This window comes from Luteitalea sp. (genome assembly GCF_022842525.1).
Lineage (GTDB): Bacteria > Acidobacteriota > Vicinamibacteria > Vicinamibacterales > Vicinamibacteraceae > Luteitalea.
In genome coordinates this window covers 1-25,202 of record NZ_JALHPM010000100.1, presented here as the reverse complement: position 1 = coordinate 25,202, position 25,202 = coordinate 1, and the positions used below count along the sequence as shown (strand labels likewise).

4 protein-coding genes and 1 pseudogene are annotated in these 25,202 nt (G+C 67.9%); all 5 read left to right on the top strand.

What is annotated here, in order from left to right; all coding sequences use genetic code 11:
- Positions 1-187: pseudogene (locus Q0C41_RS31455) on the top strand (hemolysin); the annotation flags it as partial.
- Positions 188-325: 138 nt separating this feature from the next.
- Positions 326-19,204, top strand: coding sequence for a PA14 domain-containing protein (locus tag Q0C41_RS18660; protein ID WP_291986182.1), 18,879 nt, complete (start codon positions 326-328; stop codon positions 19,202-19,204).
- A 192-nt stretch (positions 19,205-19,396) separates the two neighbouring features.
- Positions 19,397-20,020 carry a PEP-CTERM sorting domain-containing protein gene (locus tag Q0C41_RS18655; RefSeq protein WP_291986180.1) on the top strand — a complete coding sequence of 208 codons (624 nt, stop codon included), beginning with the start codon at positions 19,397-19,399 and terminating at the stop codon, positions 20,018-20,020.
- A 242-nt stretch (positions 20,021-20,262) separates the two neighbouring features.
- On the top strand, positions 20,263-21,255 hold the full coding sequence (locus tag Q0C41_RS18650) for a tripartite tricarboxylate transporter substrate binding protein (RefSeq protein ID WP_291986178.1): 993 nt from the start codon (positions 20,263-20,265) through the stop codon (positions 21,253-21,255).
- Positions 21,256-21,502: 247 nt separating this feature from the next.
- The gene (locus Q0C41_RS18645) at positions 21,503-25,108 is read left to right on the top strand and encodes an ABC transporter ATP-binding protein (RefSeq protein WP_291986176.1); all 3,606 of its coding nucleotides are present in this window, start codon (positions 21,503-21,505) and stop codon (positions 25,106-25,108) included.
- Positions 25,109-25,202 lie beyond the last annotated feature (94 nt).

The window sequence follows — 25,202 nt, the reverse complement described above, 5'->3', positions numbered from 1 at the left end:
CGCCCGCGGCGGCGACGACTACATCGAGGGCGGCAGCGGCAACGACAACATCCTCGGCGGCTTCGGCATCGATGCGATCTTCGGTCAGGAAGGCCACGACGTCATCGACGGCCAGGGCGACGACGACCTCATCGTCGGCGCGGACGGCGACGACACCCTGACCGGCGGCGAAGGTTCAGACATCGTCTGGGGCGGCGCGCAGCAGAAGACGCTCGATTCGTTCCGGCTGCAGCCGGGCGAGAGCGTCGAATCCAAGTTCGACCTGCCGCCGCTGTACCTCGACGAGGCGGCGAACAAGGGCATCGCTGCGGATCCGCCGCGCATCATGGCGAAGGCATTGCTCGGGCTCTCCCAGGACGGCGACGTCACCGACGGCAAGGACGTCATCAACGGCGGCGGCGGCGACGACTTCCTGTTCGGCGGCGGCGACGAGGACTTCATCGACGGCAACGCAGGCCGTGATTACATCGACGGCGGCACGGGCCAGGACGAAGTGCGCGGCGGATCGGACGACGACGTCGTGCGAGGCGGCGCCAACGACGACGTCGTGCACGGTGATGCCGGCATCGATCAGATCTACGGCGACGGCGGTTCGGACTACCTCTTCGGCGGCGCCGGCGGTCCCGGCGGCGTGCAGCTCGGCCAGCGGCTCTTCGGCGGTGACGGCATCGACTTCCTGTATGCCTATGCGCCTTCGCTGATTCCGGCGGCCGAAGCGGGGCTGATCGGCGACGAACTGCATGGCGGCGGCAACAACGATTGGCTCTACGGCAACCTGCGCATGGATCTCCTTTATGGAGATCAGGGCAAGGACTTCCTTCATGGGGACATGCTGGCCGGCCCGAACTATGCGCTCAATCCGTTCCCGACCATCAACGGCGGCGCGGACGAACTGCGTGGCGGCACTGGTCAGGACACGCTGCTGGGCGGCGGCGGCGACGACTTCCTCTGGGGCGGCTCGGACGGCGACCGGCTCGAAGGCCACGCCGGTCTCGATCATCTCTACGGCGGCGGCGGCATCGATCTGCTGGTGCTGGACGTGGCGCCCGAACTCGCGCCGCTGGCCGACGACGTCCTCGACGGCCACTTCGGCAACGAAGCGTTCAACGATACGCCGGACGATAACGCCACCGACATCCTGCTGATCGAAGGCACGAACTTCGCCGACACGATCCTGCTGTCTCAGACCGCCGATGGTCGTCTGCACGTCGAGTACACCGACGGCGCCGGCACGCGCATCATCGATGCCACCTGGCGCGATGCGCAGGACCGGCCGCTCATCGAGCAGTTCCAGGTCACCGCCTTCGGCGGCAACGACCGCATCGAGTTCGTCGAGGGCGCGAACGCGCTCGACGTCTCCGATCTCGTCGCCCGCTCCAGCGACTGGGTGGGCGTGCTCGAGGGCGGTGCCGGCAACGATGTGATCATCGGTACCGGTGGCCGGGATCGCATCAACGGCGACGAAGGCAGCGACGATCTCTTCGGCCTCGCCGGCGACGATCGTCTCTACGGCGACAATGGCAGTGCCGCCCCCGGCGATCACGATCGCCTCTTCGGCGGCGCCGACCACGACGACCTCTTCGGCGGCCAGGGCACGAACGATCTGTTCGCGTGGTCGCTGAATCCCGATCCGATCTCCACGCTGCTCAACTTCCAGCATGACCAAAGCGCCACCGGCGACGACGCATCGCCCGGACAGCTCGTGGCGGTGCGCGACTTGCTGCGTGGCGGCCGGATCGACATGGATGCGCGCTTCGCGCTCTCGCTCGACGGCGCTGATCCGGTCGTCGTCACGCTGACGCGGGCGGCCACGCTGGACAATGCGTCGATCGACGATCTCGTCGCCGATCTCAACGACGCCATCGGAGTCACGAGCCTATCGGGGCTGGTGGTGGCCGGGCATACCGGCAACCGGATGACGTTGACCACGGCCGCCAACGGGGCGAGCCTGAGGCTCGAACTGCACGATTTCGGCGTGTTCGTCGACGCGCAGGGGTTCCTGCACGCCAACGACGGCGACCTCGACGACGACGGGCTGCTCGACATCGATCCCGCGCAGGGGCCCTATAGCCTCGAAGACACAGGCCTCAATCGCGATCTGGGCGGGCTCAACGCCGATAGGCTCTATGGCGGCACCGGGCTCGACTTCCTCTACGGCAACGGCGGCGACGATACTCTTTATCGTTACGACGGCACGGCCCTCGAATCGCTCGACGGCGGCGTCGCCGGCGACGAGTGGAAGGAGTACGCCAAGCAGACCGGCAAGGCCTGGTACTACGCCGGTACGAACCTGAACGACGTCATCACCGTCGACCTCATCACCGAGGGCGGTGCGAATCACCACCTCATCACGCGGCTGACCGAGAACAACGGCGCGTTCAGCTTCGATGCGCAGGTGCAGCTCGACTTCGACGCCCGCGACGGCGACGGTGATCTCATCTGGGAAGCGAGCGAGGTTGTCTACAACCCGCTGGACGTGAGCGGCATCAACCCCGATGGGACCCTGGTCGACGACGTCACCGAAGCCGCGGCGCAGGACGATCCCACGCAGGGCCAGAACCAGTCGACGCCGCTCGCCTCCCTGCTGCCCCCCGAGGGCGACTTTCTCGCCATCATCATCGATGCGCTGGCCGGCAACGATCGAATCACCGTCGGACCGACGGTGACGAAATCCGTCTGGACCGATGCCGGCGCGGACGACGACACCGTGCTCATCGTTTCCGGGTCGCCGATCCTCACCGATGGCGCTGAAGGAGCAACCCGCAACGACGTTCAGGCCAATGCGTTCGATCTGGGCTCGGTCGCAACGAGCAGCATCTTCACCGGCCTCACCCTGGACGGTCCCGACGACATCGACTGGTATCGACTCGCGCTGGGATACACGCCTGCATCCGGCGATGTGCTCACGGTCGCGAGTCTCTCCAGGGACGATCGTGTCGTGATCGAACTGCGCGCCGCGGACGGGACGCTCATCTCGACGGGCGTCCGCGACGCCGACGGACGGCTCAATCTCGATCTGAGCGGCATGGGCGCGGGATCGTACTTGATACGCGTCGCCTCGGATCGCACGCCCACCGTCTACGACCTCGCCTTGCAGGCGATCGGCACACCCGATCAGGCCGAGTCGAACGACACGCTGGCAACGGCCTACCTGCTGGAGAACTTCCAGCACAACTCCGTGATCCGCGGTCTCGCGCTGGCCGACGCGGGCGACACCGACTGGTTCAGCTTCCAGCTGACCGAGGCGGGCATTGCGGCCGACTCCGTCGCATTGGACGACGTGACGCCGGGTCGGACGCTCGTCATGCAGATCGTCGACGAACTCGGTGCGGTTCTGCGCACGTCGAATGGGGCTGGTCGCATCGACGATCTATCCGCGCTCGCTTCGGGTACGACCTACTACCTGCGCGTGACCGGCGACGGCCCCGCACGCTACAGCATCGTGCCCGTGGTGGGCGGTGCCGGCACGGTTGCGCTCTCGCTTGCGAGCTTCGACATCGAAAACCTCTCCAGCGACGTCGAGATCCTGCGCAAGGATGTGATCCTCGGCGGCGACGGCCGCGACGTGCTGATCGGCGGTTCCGGCGAAGAGTGGATCTTCGGCGGCGCGGGCAACGACGTGCTCTCCGGCGGCCGCGACTTCCAGGCGAGCGACGTGCTGTACGGCAACGAAGGCGACGACGCCTTCCAGATCATCACCGACTCGCTGCCGCTCATCCAGGGCGTGCCGCGCACGATCCTCGTCGAGGATCAGCGCACCGTGCTGCCGACGCTGTCGGACTGGTTCGACGGCGGCGAGGGCGACGATCAGGTTCTCTTCCTCGGCGGCGATCTCGACCGCCTCGGCCGCCCGGTCAACGATTTCGTGGCCGTGCGCTACGACGTGAACCTGCACCGCTACGAGTTCACGACGTTGCGTTGGGACATCGCGAATCAGGAGTTCGTCCGCGACGACGCCACGGGCATCTACGAGCAGGACTTCGCCTTCTTCCAGGCTCGCAACATCGAGCGCACGGTGATCGACACCCGCGCGGGTGACGACGAAGTCCACGGCGATCCCGGCTACATGTTCCCGGGCACCGACAGCGAATGGGGCATCGCCCCCGGCGACCGCGAACGGCGCGGGGTGCTCGGCGCACTGGAGATTCGCGGCGGCGACGGCAACGACCGCCTCTTCGGCGGCGCCAACGACGACGTCATCGACGGCGGCAGCGGCATCGACTTCATCCTCGGCGGCGTCGGCGACGACACCATCAGCGGCGGCGACGGCGACGACCTGATCGCCGGCGACGGATCCGAGCCCGATCCGCGCGATTTCACCACGACGTATCCGGATCTCTACGAATTCCGCACCCTCGTCAGCGGCGAGAGCGGACGCAACGACAACTACCGCTTCGCCACCGATCTCGGCATCGTGCAGCCCGGCACCGTCATCGACCGACTCTCGTTCAGTCTCGGCGACAACGGCGACTGGTACGTCTTCCGTGCGCCTCAGGCAGACGCCACGTTCGGCGGCGCCGATCGTGCGGCGTTGACGCGCAACATGATCGACTTCAACTACGTCGAGACGCCGAACGATCCCGCGTTCCCCTTCTTCAGCGACAACCGGCACCTCTTCCTGTTTGCCGCTGCCGACATGGATCCGGGCGAGGGCGTGCTGATCGAGCCGGTGGAACTGCCGGCCGGTACGCCGGAATACTACCTGCTGCACGTGGTCAATCCGGCGCGGCTCCAGACCGTCGCTTCCGACAAGGCGCCGGGGGATGGACGGCTTACCGGGTCGGCGACATTCACCCTGGCCATCGATGACGATGAGGATGAGGTCTACTCGATTTCCGTCGCACCGAACGCCGCGAACACGACGGCGCAGCAACTCGTCGTGCAGATCAACCAGGCGATCGACGCGGCGATAACGGGTGACATCAAGGTCCAAGCCGTCCTCATGGACGACGGCCGCATCGGCTTCACCCGGCTGCTCACCGACGACGCGAACATCCTTGCCGGCATCGAGATTCGGAATCCGAACGCCGTTGCGCGCAACGAACTGAATCTGTTCGACGGCATGCGCACCGGAGAGCTCACCCAAGCCGCAGGCACCTATACGCTGACCTTCAAGGACGGCGTGGCGGAGTCCGAAGTCGGCGCAACGATCGATGTCGATGCCTCCGAGGCTACGCGCACGGTCGATTCGACCGGGTTGACCGATCAGAACGTGGCCATCGCGTTGGGCGACATCGACGGCGACGGCTACGACGACTTCATCGCCGCGGTGTCGAACGCGGGTGCTGGCGCCATCGCGCGCATCGCGTTCGGTTCCGCGACCGGGGGCGACATCGTGCTCGCTCCGGATGCGCCCTCGCTGCTATTGCCCGCGGATGTGCTGACGTACGTCCCCAACAGCGGATCGGTGACGGGTTCGTACGCCTTCTTCGGCGCTACGGGCGACTACAACGCCGACGGCATCGACGACATCGCCATCGCCGTGACGCACGTGGAAGGGGCAGCCGGATCGAACGAAGGGATCTATCTCGTCTTCGGTCGCCCCGACTGGAACGCGGCGCTCGACGTGCTGACGGAGTCGGATGTCGTCATCGTAGGGGCGTCCGGCACGTTGTCGATCGCGAATGCGGGGGACATCAGCGCCGATGGCATCGACGACCTTCTGATCGGCGACAGCGGTCTGGGTCGCGCGAACATCTTCTTCGGCCGCGCGGACTGGACTACCCCACCGCTGTTCGATGCGGATTTCAGCGCCGGCGATGCGGGCAATCTCGACGGCTTCACGCTGGACAACACCGGCCCGGCGGGGGCCGTCGACGGCCTGTGGCATCTCACCGAGCGTCGTTCTGCCGATGCGGGGCACTCCGCCGACGACAGTCTGTACTTCGGTCGGGAGGTTGAAGGCGACTTCAACGTCGGCCGCACTGCCGGTCGTGCGACCTCGGGGGACATCAGTCTCCTGGGAGTCTCAGGTGCCGAACTGAGCTTCCGCTACTTCCTGCGCACCGAAGGATCCACCTTCTTCGATCAGGCACGGGTGCAGATTGCGACCGGCGATGACGCCTTCGCCACTTGGACGACGATACTCGAGCGCCCCGCAATCTCCAACGAGAACGCCGGATGGGCGGACGCGACCGTCAATCTGAGCGCCTATGCCGGCAAGACGATACGTGTTCGATTCGATTTCGACACCGGGGATTCGATCGCCAACAACTTCGAAGGTTGGTACGTCGACGACGTTCGCATCGACCGCTTCTTTACCTTGGCCAATCCCGATGTTCGGCTGACCGGCGCGGATGGCCTCATCCAGGACGTCGCCGGCATCGGTGATTTCGGCGGCGACGGGCGGATGGACTTCGCGGTGATGTCGAAGAACGCCTCGAACGAGATCTCCGTCTATTACATGCAGGGGCGCGATGCCGTTGCCGGATGGCCGGCCGTCGTCAATCTCCCCTTGCGCTCCGAGCGCATCATCACCCTGGGTTCGGATGCTGCGAGCAGCGAATCTCTGCGCATCGAGGGCGTAGGCGACATCGACGGCGACGGTTTCGACGATTTCGTCCTTTCGTCGACGCAGCTGAGCATAGTCTTCTACGGCGGTGTGTTGCCGGGCGCAGCCGGGGATACGCTCGATGCGAACGACATCTTCGATTTCGATCCGTCGCGCATAGCGGATCTGGAAGGCTACACGCTCTACGGCCTGGGCGACGTCAACAACGACGGGCGTGCCGATCTCGGAGCGACCTTCCTGGAGATCAGTCCGAAGCTCTTCGAGGGGCCGCTCAACGAAGTCCTGAATTACAACGCTCATCTGGTCGGCCACGTGTTCTTCGGTGCCGCAACGCCGGAGGAGACCCTGCTTCAGCCCGGGCTGGTCGTCGAACCCGAGCGCCCGGACTACTTCTCCTCCGGATTTCTGGAAAGCATGCCGCACTTCTTCCGTCCCCTAGGGGACGTCGATGGCGACGGCATTGCCGACTTTGCGATTGCCGAAGCACTCGGCGGCAAGGTGCACGTCTTCTCAGGGACGGCGCTCGGCGTCCCGTCCGCCGAGCCGGGTGACGCGCGCCTGCCGCGCGAAATCTACGAGTTCCAGCCCGCAACGCCGCCCCTGCCGCGGCCGCAGCCGGCGCCCGGGTTGCCGTATTCGGGGGCGACGGACGAAGTGCAGTCGTTGCGTGATGCCTTCGCGCTCGCCGGCATCAGGAGCGGAGAGTTGCTGCAGGGCTTCGTCCCGGCCGGAGACTTCAACGACGACGGGTTCCAGGACTTCATCGTCACCGGCGACGAATCCGCCTACATTCTCCTGGGTCCGGTCGAACCCGACGGCGTGGTCGAAGTCGACAGACGCGCCCAGATGCTCGTCAACCTCGGCAGCCTCGGGGATCCCGCGCGAAGCTTCGGCGACATCGACGGCGACGGCATCGACGACCTCGTGTTCGGCAAGATCGACGATGCAGCCAATGTCGGCACCATTACCGTCCTGTTCGGCGGCCCGGTTTGGCCGCGCGATCTGACCGCGGGTGCCGGCGTCGAGAAGCGGACGATCACCTTCTCCATCCTGAACGACGAGTACACGCTGGATGTGGTGGATTGGAACGGCGACGGCCGCTCGGACATTCTGGTGGCGTACGAGGATGCTGCATTCGTCATGTCGGGTGCCGCCGTTTCGCCGGGCACGACCGTGATTCCCGTCAACGCCGGCAACCAGATTGCCACGATATCGCGCAACGGCACCGCTGCCGATCTCGACGCCAAGGTGAACGTCGTAGGCGACGTCAACGGCGACGGCCTCGACGATATCGTGTTCGTCGAAGAGTCGAACAATGCGGCGACGAAGGCGTATCTCCTGCTGGGGCGCACGGGCACGGGCGCAATTCAAATCGAAACGCAGTCTGCCGCGGCGTTCGATCTTTCCGGGCTGGGCGGTCGCGCGTTCGCACTCGGCGACCTCGACCGCGACGGCTACGACGACATCGGCTTTACGCGCGGGGAAGAATCCGAAGATGCTGCAGGGGGGCTGGTCTTCCGGGGTGCGGCGTCCTTCACGAACGGCACGAACGTCGCGCTCACCGAAGCCGATGCAGCCATGCGCTTTTTCCGCGGAGTCGAAGGTTCGCTCGCCGGCGGGCTCAAGGTGATCGGCCTGCCGCAGATGACAGCGGGGGACTTCAACGGCGACGGGCGCATGGATATCGCCATCGGCGATCATGGCCGCTTCCTCGGCATCGCGGACCAGCTGCTCGATTCGTTCGTGCGCAGCGAGGTGCTCGTGTTCGAATCCGTCGCGGAGCACATCGGTGCCGGCAGCGCGCGGCTCGATTTCGGCCAGGCCGACGTCCGCTACCTCGGCGAGCAGGAGTTCGATGTCAATCGCATCCTGCTGCTGGCCTTCGGGGGGGCGCTCGGCGTGTTTGCCGGCGGGCCATCGATCGATGTCGATCGCGACGGGGTCGACGATCTGATCATCGGTTCCGGCGTCGTGGACGTGAACGTCGACGACTTCCAGCTCGCCGCCGGCAAGATCTACTTCGTCATGGGCAAGCGCGGCGGGACCGAGTTGCCCGACTACGCGGTGCCGCTAGTGAACCGTACCGTGCCCGGCAGCGGCAGTTTCCTCGTCAGCGACAGCGGGGTGCCGGAGATCTTCGACGCCCTCCTTACCCCGGACATCGACGGCGACGGCATCAACGACTTCGTCCTGCAGCCGGGCGATGCCGAGAAGTGGTTCCGCTTCAGCACGCTCGGTGACGGCAAGGCCGGCGACCAGATCCGGTTGCTGCAGGCGGCGCGCGAACGTGAGACGGTCGTGCTGCGTGGCGACGACGACCTGCTGCTCGAGGACGACGGTGAGTTCTTCATCGACAACACCACGACGATGACGCTCGGCGAAGCAGCGCTCGATCGCGCGATCTTCGAAGTCGATCTCGCGGGCTATCTCGACCGGCTCGATCGCCTCGAATCCATCGAGAATGCCACGCTGGTGCTCGACTACGTGGCGCCGAGTGCACCGAACGTCTCTACGACGCCCGAACTCACCGTCTACAACGGCCAGCTCCTGTTCCAGGGGTCGCCGCTGGCCTCCGGACTCACGCTAAATTCGGACAACTTCGAGCTCTGGAAGACCGACGGTACGGCGCTGGGCACCGATCTGCTGCGCGAGATCAACACCCAGGTGTTCAACCTGGGCGGCGGGACAATCAGGATTGCCTCATTGCCGCGGGATTTCGTGGAGTTCAACGGGCTGTTGTACTTCGTGGCCACGACAGGCACGAACGGCGAAGAGCTGTGGCGCACCGACGGCACCGTCAACGGGACGTTCTTGGTCCGCGACTTCAATCCGACGGGCAGCTCCAGTCCGGCCAATCTGATGGTCGTTGGCGACCTGCTCTACTTCACGGCGGACGACGGCACCAACGGCCGCGAGCTGTGGCGCACCGACGGCGTCACGACGGGCGGCACCTTCATGGTGTCGAACATCTCCGCCGGCGCAGGCAGTTCCTCCCCGTCGGACTTTGCCGCCATCGGCAACACGCTTTACTTCGCGGCCACGGGAGCCAGCGGGCGCGAGCTCTATCGTTCGCAAGGCACGGCTGGCACCACGAGTCTGGTGCGGGACATCAATCCGTTCGGCCCGATCGGCGGGGGGGCGTTCAGTTCCTCGCCAGAGAAACTCACGGTCGTCGGCGACACGATCTACTTCACTGCGGTTCAGAATGGAACCGGACGCGAGCTCTGGCGTAGCGATGGAACGCTGGCGGGTACCGTGCTCGTGGAAGAGATCGAGGCCGGCACGGGTTCCACGAACTTCGGCGAGCTCATCGCCTTCGACAGTTCGGTCGGGACAGTGATGTTCGGCATGGCGAACTTCCGCGGCGATGTCGGGCGTGAGCTGTTCCTGGTCGGACCATCCGGCAACCTTGGGCCGATCGACATCTTCGAAGGGGCCGGTCATTCGGATCCCGCCGACTTCAAGGTGATCGGCGATCGGTTCTACTTCACCGCCAACGACGGCGTCCACGGTCGCGAACTGTGGTACATGGAAGATCTCGGCCTCGGCTTGACTGGGCCGACGATGCTCGCCGACGTCAATCCGGGCATCGGCGATTCCACGTCTCAGGATCTCACGCAGGTCGGCGGGCTGCTCTACTTCACCGCCGATCCCGGAACGCGCACGCGCGAAATCTGGGTGAGCGACGGCACGTCGGCGGGTACCGCGCGCGCAACGCCTCCGGCGCCGCTGCTCAAGTCCTCGACCGACGCGTTCCCGGATAACCCCGACAATCTGACCGCCTTCGACGGTCGACTGTTCTTTACGGCAGAAGCCCCGTTGGGGCGCCAGCTTTGGGTGCTGGACGGCAACGACCCACGGCCGCTTGCTGCGGCGGGATTGGCCGATGCGATTCTGAGCGTGCGCGCAGCCGACGCCGAGGGCGATTCCCTCGTCACGGACGCGGATGCCGACGGTACGTACCAGGGCGTGCGCAACGTCGATCTCTCGACCGTGGCGGCCGATGGCCCGATCCGCATCGACATCACCGATGCCGTGCGTGCGTCGCTTGCTGCGGGCAAGACCCGCCTCACGCTCGAGGTCACGGTCGATCGCACGCTGCCGCAGCCGCTCGAACTGTATTCGATGTCGCAGAACGATCGCGCCACGGGGGTCGAGATCACCACGGCGCGCGAAATGGGCGTCCTCGGCGATCTCTACGACGAGAACGGCGGCATCATCGTGCAGGGCCAGTCCATCCTCGACATGCGGGGTCTCGAGTCCGGCACCTTCTACCTCAAGGTCTACAACCCGTTCGCGGCGGATCAGGTGGATCCGCTTGCCTTCCGCGTCGAAGCCAACGCACCGTTCGACGGCTACACGCTGCCGATCTCGGATCAGGACATCGTCCAGGGCGAGGAGGGCAACGACATCCTCATCGGCAACGCGCACCTGGATCGAGTCACCGGCGGGCGGGGCACCGACGCGTTCATCGCCGAACTGATCGAGATCGACGATCGCGAGTCGGGCGAGGCGGTGAGCCGCGTCGTCGGCGCCGAGGTGGTGTCGGAGAGCCAGCGCGATCTCAATCCGGCCGACGCCGAGGTGCACTTCAACGATCGCTATCTCGCCGCGGCCATCGCCCGTGAGCTGGGCATCCCGGTGACGCAGGGCTTCGACGGCCTGCCGCTGGTGCAGGAGCCGATCATGGCGAGCATGATGGCGCGGTTGACGCACCTCGATCTCGCCGGCCGCAACATCTCGGATCTCACCGGGCTCGAGTTCGCCACCAACGTTCAGGTGCTGAACCTCGCCAACAATCGGCTCTACGACTTCTCGGCGCTGATTCCGGGCATCGCCACCAGCGGGGACAACGTCGGTGCGCCGATCGGCATGGCGAAGCTCGAAACGCTGGCGATCGACTACAACAACATCGCAAGTCTCGCGCCGCTCACCGGCATCCTCGACCTTACGGCATTGAGCGTCGATGCGAACCCGGTCTCCGATCTCACGCCGATCGCGCTGTGGAGTGCCATCCTCCCCGACGGCGAAACCCCGCCGCTCGAGTTCCTGAGCGTGGACCGAACCCGCCTCGGCGCAACGCCTGCATCCGGGCTGATCGGGCGTTACTACGATCTCGCCGGGCTGGCGCCCGATGCACTGCCGAACTTCGCCCAGCTCTCGCCGTCCTTCGAGCGCCTCGATGCGAACATCGCCTTCGATCTGTCGGAGGGCAACTTCGGCGGCTTCGACGTACTCGACGACAGCTTCGGCGTCGTCTGGACGGGGCAGATCTTCATCGGTGCAGCCGGCATCCACGAGTTCTCGCTGGAAAGCGACGACGGTTCGCGCCTGTACGTCGATGGCGTGCTCGTGGTCGATCACGACGGTCTGCACGCGATGAGCGAAGCCTCGGGCAGCCGCAATCTGAACGTGGGCTGGCACGACATCCGTATCGAATACTTCGAACGCGATCAGGCCGAGGGCATCACGCTGCGCTACACGCCGCCGAACGGACCGAAGACGGAAGTGCCGACCTGGTTGCTGCGGCCGCAGGCGGTGGCCGGCGGTGCGCAGGGGTTGATCGGCGAGTATCACGCGATCGGAGTGGGTCTCACGGATTTCCCGGACCTGCGCTACCGCACGCCCACGCTGGAGCGCATCGATGCCAACGTCAACGCGCCCTCGACGGTCAGCAATTTCAACGGTGTGACCGGACTCAACACCAACTTCTCGGCGCGGTGGGCCGGACAGGTCCTGATCGACCAGACGAACGAGGTCACGTTCTTCATCACGAGCGACGACGGCTCGCGTCTCTATGTCGACGGCAAGCTGGTCGTCGACAACGGCGGTTTGCACGGTCCTGTCGAGAAGTCGGGGAAGGTGGTCCTGACGGGCGGCTGGCACGACATCGAACTCGTGATGTTCCAAGCGGGTGGTGCGGCGACGATGGCGCTCAGCTATCAGCAGGAGGGCGGCGCCAAGATCGTCATCCCGTCGGCGGCACTTCGGCCGAACGGCGTGGGTCTGGAGGCCGTGGCCGGACTTTCGAACCTGCGCATCCTCTCGGCTTCGCACAACACGCTCGAGAGCGTCGATGCGGTCGCGGGGCTGTCTCAAATCGAGATCGCGTACCTCAACGACAACGAGATCGCTTCCGTCGGCTCTCTTGCCGGCGATCGCTTGATCGACGACAACGACGACGGATTCGATCTGCTCGGGAACGACTGGCTGCACAACCAGTCGCCGTACTTCGGCGCCTACGGGGACGACTACTACTTCCACGCCGGCACGACCGAGCCGTCGACCAGCGCGAAGGCCACCTGGACGTTCGCGGACGTCGCACCGGGCAGCTATCAAGTGCTGGTGACCTGGCCCCAGGACGCCTCGCGCGCATCGAACGCAGCCTACGCGGTGTATGCCGGTGCCGACGGTGCGGCGCTGTTGACCCCCGACGGAGCCGACAGCGGCGACATCCGCGTCAATCAACGGTTCGCGCCGAACGGTGCAGTCTTCGACGGCAGCGCCTGGCAGAGCCTCGGCGTGTTCACGGTCGACGAGCACGGCGTGCTGCGGGTGGAACTGTCCTCCCTGGGCGCCGACGGCATCGTCGCCGCGGATGCGGTTCGCCTCGTTGCGGTGGAGCAGGTACTGCCGGTACTGCAGCACCTCGATCTGCGGTCGAACCCCCTCGACAACGCATCGTACGAAGCGGCGGTGCCCGCGTTCGAGGCACGCATGGCTGCCGATCCGAGCGTCGAGATCCTGTACGACACGAACGCACAGGCGCCGCGCTGGGGCACGAACTTCGGTCCGGTCGGTGTCCGCGAGGGCGAAGCGGTCTCGATACGCGTCAATGGGACCGGCTCGGTCCTTGGCACCGAAGTCGGAGAGAGCACGACGTTCAGTGCGGTCAGCAGTGACCCGAGGGTGACGATCACGTTCAACACGATCTTCACCTTCCCGGCCCAGACGTTCCTGGTGCTCACGCCGCAGGCGGGCTTCACAGGCACGGTTCAGATTACGCTGCGCGTGCACGACGATTCCGCCAGCAACGGTGCCGCGGCGAAGGGGCGCACCGATGAGGTGACCTTCGACTTCAACGTCGGTACGGGGGCGGTCTACGGCACCAAGTTCCTCGATGCCAACCTCGACGGCGTGCAGAACGGCCGCGAACTCGGCATCGACGGCTGGGTGATCTTCGATGACGCCGACCGCGACGGCATCCGGGATGCCGGCGAGCGCTGGACCTTGAGCGACGGCAACGGCGAGTATGCGCTGACGGGCCTCACGCCGCAGGAGACGCATACCATCGCCGAAGCGCAGGTCGACGGCTACACGCAGACGGCACCTTTCGGCGGCAACGAGGTGTTCCAGGTCGCCGATATTAGGGCTGGGCTTGCGGGTGGATTCCCCAGCGACTTCACGACGACGTTCGGCGACGCGCTCTATTTTTCTGCCAACGACGGCACCACCGGCACGGAACTTTGGCGCTACGACGGCACGACGCTGAGCCTCGTCGTGGACATCAACCCTGGGTCAGCTTCATCGAGCCCGACCGATCTGACGGTCTTCAACGGCGCGTTGTACTTCGCGGCCGACGGCGGTGACGGTTTCGGCCGCGAACTGTGGCGGTGGGACGGCACGACGGCCACCCGCGTCAGCAACATCGAGCGGGAAGGCAGCTCGTTCCCGGGTGGGCTCGTCGTGTACAACGACGCGCTGTATTTCTCGGCGAGCGGGGATGTCTTCGATTTCCTCACCATCGGGCCCGGCGGCCTCATCACACAGGTGTTCCGAGACGTCGGCTTCGAACTGTGGCGCTACAACGGTTCGACGGTATCGATGGTGTCCGACATCAACGCGGGCACGACGTCTTCTTCGCCGGGCGAACTCACCGTCTACAACGGACTGCTCTACTTCGCTGCCACGGGGTCGGACGGCGCCGGCCGGGAACTGTGGCGGACCAACGGCACGTCGGCCGGGACGGTGCGCGCCTCGGACATTGCCGTAGGCGCTACCTCGGCGAGCCCGACGAACCTCACGGTGTTCAACGGCCAGCTCTACATGTCGGCCGTCTACGACGACGGCGGCTTCAACTTCGGCCGTGAATTGGTCAGTTTCAACGGTACGGCGAAGTCGCTGCAGCTCAACCTGCGCACCGGCGAGTTCAACGGGTCCAGTCCTGGCGGACTGACGGTGTTCGACGGCAATCTCTACTTCTCGGCGTTCGGCAACGCCGTGGCCGGTCAGGAATTCGGTACGGAACTCTGGCGGATGACCCCCGCAGGCGCCGCAACGCGCCTGACCGACATCGCGCCGCTCGACGCGTCGTCGGCGCCCAGCGGATTCACGGTGTTCGACGGCAAGCTGTTCTTCACCGCCAGCGATGCCGGCAGCACCGCCAACGTCGGCAACGAATTGTGGTCATGGGATGGCAGCACCTTGCGCTTCGAGGCGAATGTCAACGCCACGGCACCCGGCCGATCCGGCGCGCCGCTCGAAATGACGGTGTTCAACGGGGTTCTCTACTTCCGTGCCGATTCCGACGATTTCGTCGGCGACGGTTCCGACAACGACGGCCGCGAGCTCTGGCGCTACGGGCCGCGTGCGGTGCCGGGCGCCCATACGCTGTACATTGCCTACGGCGGCGACCAGGTCGTCACCGGTCTCGACTTCGGCAACTTCCGCGTCGCGATCGCGGGCCCCGACCGGCTGGGCGAGGAAGGCAGCCCGATCACGTTCTTTGGCAGCGCCAACGAGCCCGATCCGGTGAACGGGTCGGACTTCGGGTTCGAGTGGGTCGTCACCGGACCCGCTGGTGACACGGTCGCCGTGGAGGCCGGTGATCGGCTGACATTCGTGCCAGACGAGGACGGCGTCTACCTCGCCACGCTCACGGTGACGGATTTCGTGACGGGGCTGGTGTACACCGACACGGCGTATGCCTTCGTGGCGAACGCCGCACCGCAGATCGCACTGATCGACGACGTCGTCACGGTCGAAGGTGCGACGGCCGGTGTTCGCGTTCGCTACGCCGATCCTGGAATCCTCGATACCCACACGGCGGTCATCGACTGGGGCGACGGGACGCGCGAGGCCGGTGTCGTGATCCCCGGCGGCGGCGACAACCTTGCCGGCGGCCAGCATGTCTATGCGGACGACGGTGAGTACTCCGTCACCGTCACCGTCATCGACGACGACGGTGCAGTCACCGTCTCGCAGCCGATCACGGTCACCGTGGGCAACGTCGTGCCCGCCGTGGCGATCTCGGGCCCCGCCGCGATCGGTGCCGGCGAGCCCTACACGCTGGTGCTCGCCGCGCCCGATCCCGGGGCCGACACCATCACGCAGTGGGCCGTGGACTGGGGCGACGGTTTCGTGCAGGTGGTCGCGGGCAATCCTCCGTCGCTGACGCACACCTACACCGAAGGCGGTGTAACCCGCACGATCAATGCGAGCGCGACCGACGAGGACGGCACCTGGGCGGCCGTTCCGATCCAGGTCGCGGTGAGCCTCGCCAACCGTGCCCCGACGGCGCAGGCGGCGAGCCTGCCCGCGACCGAGGACGAGGTGCTCGTCGGCTTCGTGACGGGCAACGACCCCGACGGCGACGACCTCGTGTTCGAGCTCGTCTCCGGGCCGGTGAACGGCAGCCTCGACTTCGATCCGGGCACCGGTGCGTTCAGCTTCACGCCCGCGCCGGAATTCTCCGGCGACGATGCCTTCGTCTTCCGCAGCTTCGACGGCCTGTTGTACAGCGATCCCGTCACCGTCGGTCTGACCGTGACGGCCGCGAACGACGCCCCGGAGATCGACGCGCCCGGCGAGCAGACCACGACCGAGGATACGCCGCTCTCGTTCGGCACGATCTTCGGCAACCGCATCGGGCTTGTGGACCGCGATGCAGGCGATGCGTCGCTCACGCTTTCGCTCACGGTGACGCACGGCACGCTCACGCTCGCCTCCACGACTGGTCTCGATCTCGTTGCCGGCGACGGGATCGGTGATGCCACCCTCACGGTACGCGGATCGCTCGCCGATCTGCACACGGCGCTCGACGGGCTCGTCCTCACGCCGGAGGCCGACTACGCCGGCTCGGCGCTTCTGTCGATCTCTCTGAGCGACGGCGGCGCCACGGGCAGCGGCGGCGCCCTCACCGCGCTCGCCGATGTTTCCATCGTCGTGCTGGCGCAGAACGACGAGCCGCGGATCGACCCGATCGCGGATGTCGTCGCGACGGAGGGCGGCGCGGTCACGGTGCAGAGCGTCGCGTCCGACCCGGATGCCGGAGAGGTCCTCACCTACGCGCTCGAATCCGGCCCCGCGGGGGGCAGCGTCGATCCGCTCACCGGCGTGTTCTCGTGGACGCCGGGTGACGGCGGAATCTCGGGCCAGATCGTCGTGCGGGTCACCGACTCCGCCGGAGCTTCCGCGACCCGGAGCTTCGGCTACGACGTGGCCGAAGCTCCGCAGAGCCCGGTTCTGGGCGCACCGCAGTCGCTCGGCGGCACGCGCGTCGGCTTCGCGCTCTCGTCCACCGATCCGGGTGCGGATCCGATCACGGGTTGGGAGGTCGACTGGGGCGACGGCAACGTCGAGTCGTTCGACGGATCGACTGCGTTCGTTAGCCACGCCTTCGGGGTGGCCGGTGGCACGTTCACGGTCACTGCGACCGCATTCGACGCCGACGGCAGCTACGTGGCCGCTCCGGTGCTTGCCACCGTCGCGCCGGATTTCCTGTCCGTCACGTCGCTCGAACAGGACGTGTCCGGCTTCCATCTGCGCTTCGACCGCGCGTTCGATCAGGGCGGCGTGAACCTCTACCGCGCCGCCAGCGCCCCTGCGCTCGGCGCGCCGGACGTCACCCTGGTCGGAACGAGCACGGGGAACGTGCGCGGATCGATCGTGTTCGACGAAGACGGGATGGGCCTGCGGTTCGTGCGCACGGGCCAGCCGCTCGCGGCCGACAGCTACACCGTCACGGTCCGCAGCGGAGGCGATGCGTTCCGCGACGCCGTCGGGGCGCTCGACGGCAATGGCGACGGCACGGCCGGGGACAACTTCGTCGGCGGGTTCGTCGTGGCCGCCTCGTCGGCGCCGCGGCTGTCGATCCCCGACTTCGCGCGCGGGCCGGGCCAGCCCGTGAACCTGCCCGCCACGGGGCTGGGCATTCCCGTCACCCTCGCGAACGGGGCCGGTGTCGACAGCCTCGCCTTCGATCTCCGCTACGACCCGGAGATCCTGAACGTCACGGCGGCGCTTCCGGGCGTCGGCCTGCCGGTCGGAGCGTTGCTGGCCAGCCATTCTCCGTCCGCCGGGGTGCTGCGCGTCGAACTGACCGGGCTATCCGGTCTCGGGGCGGGCGCGACCGCGCTCGTGAATCTGCAGGCCGAAGTGCGGATCGACGCGGGCTATGGAGCCAAGCAGATCCTCGACCTGAGCAACTTCACGTACAACGGCGGCAGCGGCACCGGCGTCGCCGACGACGGCATGCACGTGAATGCCTACGTCGGCGATGCGACGGCCAACCGCGGGTACAGCAGTCTGGACGTGCAGCGGTTGCAGCGCGTCGTGGTCGGGCTCGATACCGGCTTCGCCGCGTTCCCCAACCTCGATCCCGCCATCCTCGGCGACACCTCGGGCAACGGTGCCTTCACCTCGCTCGACGTGCTGCGGATGCAGCAGCGCGTGGTCGGACTGCCGCAGACGTCGATCCCGCCGCTTCCGGTGCCGCCGCTGCCGCTGGCCGTCTTCTCCGGCGCGGACCCGCTGCTGCACATCGGCTCGGCGCAGGCGCTCGCGGGCGAACGCGTGTCGGTTCCGATCGACGTGGACCCGGTCGCCGGGCTGGAGTCGGTGCAACTCACCGTGCGCTATCCGCAGGAGCTGCTGACGCTCGTGGAGCTGCGCACGACGGACGTCACGCGCGACTTCGCCTATCAGGTTCAGCATCCCGGTCCGGGCACCATCACCGTGGACATCTCGCGCGTCGAGCCGATCGCCGCGAGCGGCCCGGCCCGGCTCTTCGTCCTCGAGTTCGACGTGGCGGCGTCGGTGCCGAGCGGCGAGATTCCGCTCGACCTGTCGTGGGCGGCCCTGAACGAGACCGCGCTCACGCTGAATCCGGAGCCGCAACCCGGCCCGGATCCGACCGACGGTAGGATCGTCGTCCTCGACCCGCCGCCGCCGGCCTCCGAGCCCGAGCTGCTCGCGACGATGGCGGTGCCGTTGCAGGACCTGCCCGTCGCAGCGGACGAGCCCGCGGTGATCCCAGCAGCGGCGCCCACCGAGGCGATCGCGCCCGCGTCCATGGAGCCGGCCGCGATGGTCGCGTCGGTCTCGGCCACCGAAGACGCAGGGGAGCCTCCGGCGCCGGAGCGCGGGGGCATCGTCGACCGATTCAAGTCCGCGCTGCGACAGTGGTTGCAGCCCGCACGAGACGTCGAGGCTGCCGAGCAGGCCGTCATCCCCGCGCGCGTGGAGCCGCCCGCACCCGATCCGGTCCGCCGGCTGTCGGTCGACGGGCGCGGGCCTGAGACCACGACGCGCGCCGAGAACGCCTTCGTCGCACCGCGGCCCGCCTGGGTCGGCGGATTCGTGAGCCGGCTCGGCGAAACGCAGGAATCGAATCCGAACGCGTCCTTGCGGGTGAGCGTGCCTGCGGCGAACAAGCCGGCCGACGCGAAGCTGAGCCTGCTCAGGCGGGAGTGAGAGAGAACATGCCAGCGGAGTCACGGTACGGATTTTCTGCAGATATGCCACGCAGCGAAGACGTCCGGTCGGACGATGTGCCATCCATCATGGCGAGGCGGTAGGATGCAGGCGTATCCTGCACCATTCGCGCAACTTTCCGGAGGGGGGCGCTTTCCCCAGCCGGTTCCTGATGATTCTGGAGACGTGCAGATGACGAAATCCATGCGCAGCTGTCTGGGCCTACTGTGCCTCGCGTTCGGCGGAGCGGCGGTCGCCGCCGCGCCCCAGATCACCGGCAGCGGAGGCTCCGGCAGCCCCGGCGGCCAGGCCGTCGTCGAGGTGGTCGTCGACTTCGGGGCCTCGTTCGACATGGCCTCGCAGGACATCAAGTTCCAGTACGACCTCGCTGTCCTCGACTTCGCGGCGGCGTCTTCCTCCGTGCAGGTCGGCGGCACGTTGCACACCTGGGCCTCGTTCGTCGATCAGCTGCGCGCGAGCGGGGGCCTGGTCATGGAGAACACCAACGACGCCTCCGTCGAGGCCGGGCAGGAGGGCTATGCGCTCTCCTACGCCGGCGAGATCGCACGCTCCGCGCAGATGCGGCTTCAGCTCGCGTTCGGCATCCTGCCGGGCGCGGCGCCCGGGCCGACCCAGGTCACGTTCAAGGGCAGCGCGGTCGCCAATGCCCTGGAGGAAGAGTTCGCTTTTCCCGATGCATTGCAGGCGCCGGGGCTGACCGTCCAGGTCACCGCCGTTCCCGAGCCCTCGCAGGTCGCACTGCTGCTCGCGGGCATCGGGCTGCTCGCGGCCCGTCGGTTGCGCGCGAAGGCGTAGTCTTCCGCGTCGCGGCGCGGGCGCCGGGTTTGCCCCGCCCCGCCCCGCCGCGGCGCAGGCCGCCCCCCGCCCGCAGCTGCGGCTTCGTTCAGGGCGGCTCCGCTTCCGAGCCGCACGACCACCGGGTTTCGCGACCCGCGCCACACGCGCGGCCGGCCCTGATTTGCGTGTGCCTCCAGTTTCGGTACAGTCGCGCCTTTCGGTGGACCGATCCGGCGCAGCCCGGTAATTCAGGAGCGAACATGCACAAACCTTCGGTGAAACTGCTGGCCCTGCTCGGCGCCGGCCTCCTCTCAACGCACGCGCTTGCGCAGAATCCGGCGGCGAACTACCCGCAACGGCCGATTCGCGTCGTGGTCGGTTTCCCGCCCGGCGGGGCGACCGACATCCTCGCGCGCATCGTGAGCCAGCACATGTCCGCGTCGTGGGGCCAGTCGGTCGTGGTGGACAACCGCGGAGGAGCCGGCGGCACCGTCGCCGCCGACATGGTGTCCAGGGCCAACCCCGACGGCTACACGCTGATGATGGTGCCCAGCGGCCCGTTCACCATCAGCGCGAGCACCTACGAGAACCTGCCCTACGACACCGCCAACGGCTTCGCGGCCCTCTCGCTGCTCGCCTGGGTCACCAACGCCATCGTCGTGCCGGCGAATTCGCCGATCAACAACCTGCAGGACCTCATCCGCATGGCGAAGGAGAAGCCCGGCCAGCTGTCGAATTCCTCGTCCGGAAACGGCTCCCTGCACCACCTTGCGGGCGAGGTGTTCAAGCAGTTGACCGGCACCAAGATCATCCACGTGCCGTTCAAGGGCGGCGGCCCCGCGCTGGTGGCGATCAGCACCGGCGAGGTGACGTTCGGCATGTCCTCGCTGCCGTCGATCATGCCCTTGCTGCAGGCCAAGCGCATCCGGCCGATCGTCGTCACTTCGCAGAAGCGGTCCGCGGCCCTGCCCGACGTGCCGACCATCGCCGAGGCCGGTCTGCCGCTGCCCGCCGGGCTGGAGATGCGCGAGTGGTACGGGATGGTCGCGCCGCTGAAGACTCCGCCGGCCATCGTCGAAAAGCTGAACGCCGAGATGGTGAAGATCATCCGTCGTCCCGACGTGCAGACGCGCCTGACCGAGATGGGCGCCGAGGCGGCGGGCAGCACGCCGCGCGAGCTCGCGACGCAGATCGCCAACGACGTGAAGACCTGGGCGAAGGTCGTGAAGGAAACCGGTGTGAAGGCGAACTGACGCTTCCTCCCTTGCTGCGCGGCGACCCCTGCGCCCCTGCCGGGCGAGGGGTTGTCCGACGCGGCCTGCGTCGCACTCCCGCGCGGGCTCCTCGTGCCTGCGCTTCCTCCCTGCGGCTCGCCGGTTCGACGACGACTTCCTCCCGCCCGCTGAATTGCGCCGCGGATTCGCTGCGCGATGCGGCTACACTCCCGCAAGGAGATTCGGGCGTGGCGCGCTGAGCCGTTTGAGTCGGGAGGATCTGCCCTTGTACTTCGACCGCCAGCTCTGGGCGATGACCGTCGGACTGCGTCCGCGCATCGCGCTCGGTGTCCTGCTCGGGCTCGCTTCGCTGTTCGTCGGCATCGCCCGCTTCGTGTTCCTGGGTTACATGCTCGCGCTCGTGTTCGCGGGTGCGTCGTGGGGCGCATGGCTGCCGCATGCGCTGGCCGTGGCGGCGACGGTGGTCCTGCGAGCATGGCTCGAACAGACCCGAGTCATGGTCGCGCATCGCACGGCTGCGCGTGTCCAGGAGACCCTGCGAGCCCGCCTGTTCGACCGGATCGCGGCCCTCGGGCCCGCGCACTTCGCAGGCAGCCGTACCGGCGGCGTGATGCTCTCGGTCGTCGACGGCGTCGAGCAGCTCCAGTCCTTCTTCGGGCAGTACCTGCCGCAGCTCTTCATCTCGATCTGCGCGCCCTTTGCCATCTTCGCCGTGATGGCCTGGTGGGATCTGCCGGTGGCGGGCGTCATGCTCGCCGCGGCCCTGCTCGCCCTGGTGGCGCCCGGCGTCGTGCACCGCCGGAACCGCGAGGCGGCCATCGGGCGGCAGCGGGCGATGAAGGCCTTCGGCGAGGAGTTCCTCGATGCCGTGCAGGGCCTGCCGACGCTCGAGGCCTTCGGTCAGGGCCGCACCCACGCGCGGATGCTTGCGGGAAAGGCCCGCGCGCTCTCGGCCGACACGATGCGCGTGCTGGCAGCGGGGCTGCTTGCCCGCGGCATCAGCGACTTCGCCGTGGCAGTCGGGGCGGCCGTCGCACTGGCCCTCGGAGTGCATCGCGTCACCCAGGGGGCGATGAGTCTGGAGGCGCTGCTGATCGTGCTCATGGCAGGGACGGAGATCTTCCGTCCCCTGCGAGACCTGCGCGCAGTGCTGCACCAGGGCATGGTCGGACAATCGGCGGCGCTGGGCGTCCACGCGCTGCTCGCCGCCGAGTCGACCGCGCCGGCGGGCGGTGCGCCGCTGCTCGCGGACGGGCGACGCGACCTCGACGTGTGTTTCGAGGACGTCCGCTTCGCATATCCCGGTGGCCGCGGCGCAGCCCTCGACGGTCTGAGCTTCCGGGTCGCGGCGGGCGAGCGCGTCGGCATCGTCGGGCGGAGCGGGGCGGGCAAGTCGTCGATCGTCCGGATGCTCGTCCGGCTGCACGATCCGCAGACGGGCCGTGTGTGCATCGGCGGGCACGATCTGCGGAACGTGGATCCCGTCTGCGTGCGCGCGGGCATCGCCGTCGTGGGCCAGGATGCATACCTCTTCCACGGCAGCGTCGAGGACAACATCCGGCTCGGCCGGCCGGATGCGAGCGACGAGGCGGTGCAGGCGGCTGCGCGGGCGGCCAACGCGCACGAGTTCATCGCCGCCCTGCCGCAGGGGTACCGCACCGTGATCGGCGAGCGCGGAGCCCGGCTCTCCGGCGGGCAGCGCCAGCGGATCGCCATCGCGCGCGCCCTGCTCGTCGATGCGCCCGTCCTCGTGCTGGACGAGGCGCTCTCCTCGGTCGATGCCGAGAACGAGGCGCTCATCCAGCAGGCGCTCGATCGCCTCATGCAGGGCCGTACCACGATCGTGCTCGCGCACCGGCTGTCGAGCGTGATCGGCACCGACCGCATCGTCGTGCTCGACCATGGCCGGGTCGTGCAGAGCGGCCGGCACGCGGATCTCATCGCCGCCGAGGGTCCGTACCGGCAACTGATGGGCGAACAGGCGAGCGGTGCCGCTACGGGCGACGTGCCCTTGGCCGCGATGGATGCGGCAGACCGCGGCGCCTCGCACGTCGATGACCATGGGTCGACCGCGGGCGACGACGCGAAGCTCGAGGTGCGCGACCTCGCCGCGGAGGCCGCCGCCGTCGGCTGGCCGGCGACGTTGCGCTCGCTCGCGCGCTGCATCGCGCCGTGGCGCGGGCAGCTCGCGCTCACCACGCTGTGCGGGATCGGCCGCGTGACCGCGTTGATCGGCGTCGGCGTGCTCGGGGCGCTCGCGATCGCGGCGGTGAAGGCCGGCGACGGCAGCGCCGCGCTGGTGTGGGCCTTGCTCGCCGTGGCGCCGCTCGTCGGTCTGCTGCACTGGGCGGAGTCCACGCTGGCGCACGACATGGCCTACGCGCTGCTCGCGCAGATGCGCATCGACCTGTTCGACAAGCTCCAGTCGCTCGCGCCCGCCTACCTGCTCGAACGCCGGTCCGGCGATCTCGTCGCGCTTGCCACCCAGGACGTCGAGACGGTGGAGTACTTCTTCGCACATACCGTCGCGCCGGCGTTCGTCGCCGTGGTGCTGCCCGGCGTGATCCTGCTCGGGCTCGCGCTCGTGGCGTGGCCTCTGGCGCTCGTGCTGCTGCCGTTTCTCTGCTACGCGGGCCTCGCCCCATGGCTGCGACGCCGCTGGGTCGACCGGCAGGGCTCGCGAGCCCGCGCCGCGCTCGGGGCCCTGAGCGCGCACCTCACCGAGACCATCCAGGGTCTGTCGGACCTCCTCGCTTTCGGTGCGGTGGGCCGGCGGCGCGAGGCGTTCGTCGCGCAGGTGCGCGAGGTCCAGCGCGAACGGCTCGGCCTGCTCGACGACCTCGCGCGCCAGACCGAGCGCCTGGAGGCGGCCACCGGGCTCGGCGGCCTCGCGGTCGCCGCGAGCGGTGCGCTCCTCGCGACGCACGGCTGGTTCGAGCCTGCGCTGCTGCCGTTGCTGATCCTCGTCTCGGTCGCGGCGTTCCTGCCCGTATCGGAGATCGCGCAGGTGAGCCGGCAACTCGCCGACACGATCGCGTCCACCCGGCGCTTGCACGTCGTCGAGTCGGAGCCGGTGCGGGTGGTCGGTGGCGGTGCAGCGCCGCCGGCGGCGTCGGGCGGGCTCGCCGTCGCGTTCGATCGCGTGCGCTTCACCTACCCGGGCCGGCGCACGCCCGCACTCGCCGAGGTGAGCTTCGAGGTGCCGGCCGATGCGACCGTGGCGCTGGTCGGCGCGTCGGGTGCGGGCAAGAGCACGATCGCGCACCTGCTGCTGCGCTTCTGGGATCCGGACGCGGGCGCGATCCGGCTCGGCGGCCTCGACGTGCGTGAGCTCGATCTGGCCGCGCTGCGCGGCCGCGTCGCGCTCGTGGCCCAGGACACCTACCTGTTCAACGACACCCTGGAGGCCAACGTCCGGCTGGCCCGCCCGCAGGCGTCGCCGTCGGAGCTCGCGCGCGCGATCGAGCAGGCATCGCTCGCGGAGTTCGTCGCGACGCTGCCGGAAGGTCTGCAGACGCGCGTGGGCGAGCGCGGGGTCCAGCTCTCCGGCGGGCAGCGGCAGCGCGTCGCCATCGCGCGGGCCTTTCTCGAGGATGCGCCGGTCCTCGTGCTGGACGAGGCCACGTCGCATCTGGACGCCATCAGCGAATCGCGCGTCCGCGCGGCGCTTGCCACGCTGATGGTGGGGCGCACCACCCTGCTGATCGCGCACCGGCTTTCGACCATCCGCGGGGCCGACCGCATCCTCGCCCTCGACCGCGGACGGATCGTGGAGAGCGGCACGCACGCCGAGCTGATGGCGCGACGCGGATACTACGCCCGGCTGGTGGAGCGTCAGACGACGGCGGCGCGCGCACGCGCAACGGTCTGAGCGGGAGGCTGGGGTCAGGCCGGGGTCAGGTCTTGCATTTGAGCATCCCGTTGCCGCCGGCAAGCTGTCCGCAGTCCGCGGTCGGGATGCTCAA

Excerpts from the sequence above, each read along its gene's own strand:
- Q0C41_RS18655 (WP_291986180.1), top strand. The coding sequence starts at position 19,397 with ATGACGAAATCCATGCGCAGCTGTCTGGGCCTACTGTGCCTCGCGTTC.
- Q0C41_RS18660 (WP_291986182.1), top strand. The coding sequence starts at position 326 with ATGGCGAAGGCATTGCTCGGGCTCTCCCAGGACGGCGACGTCACCGAC.
- Q0C41_RS18650 (WP_291986178.1), top strand. The coding sequence starts at position 20,263 with ATGCACAAACCTTCGGTGAAACTGCTGGCCCTGCTCGGCGCCGGCCTC.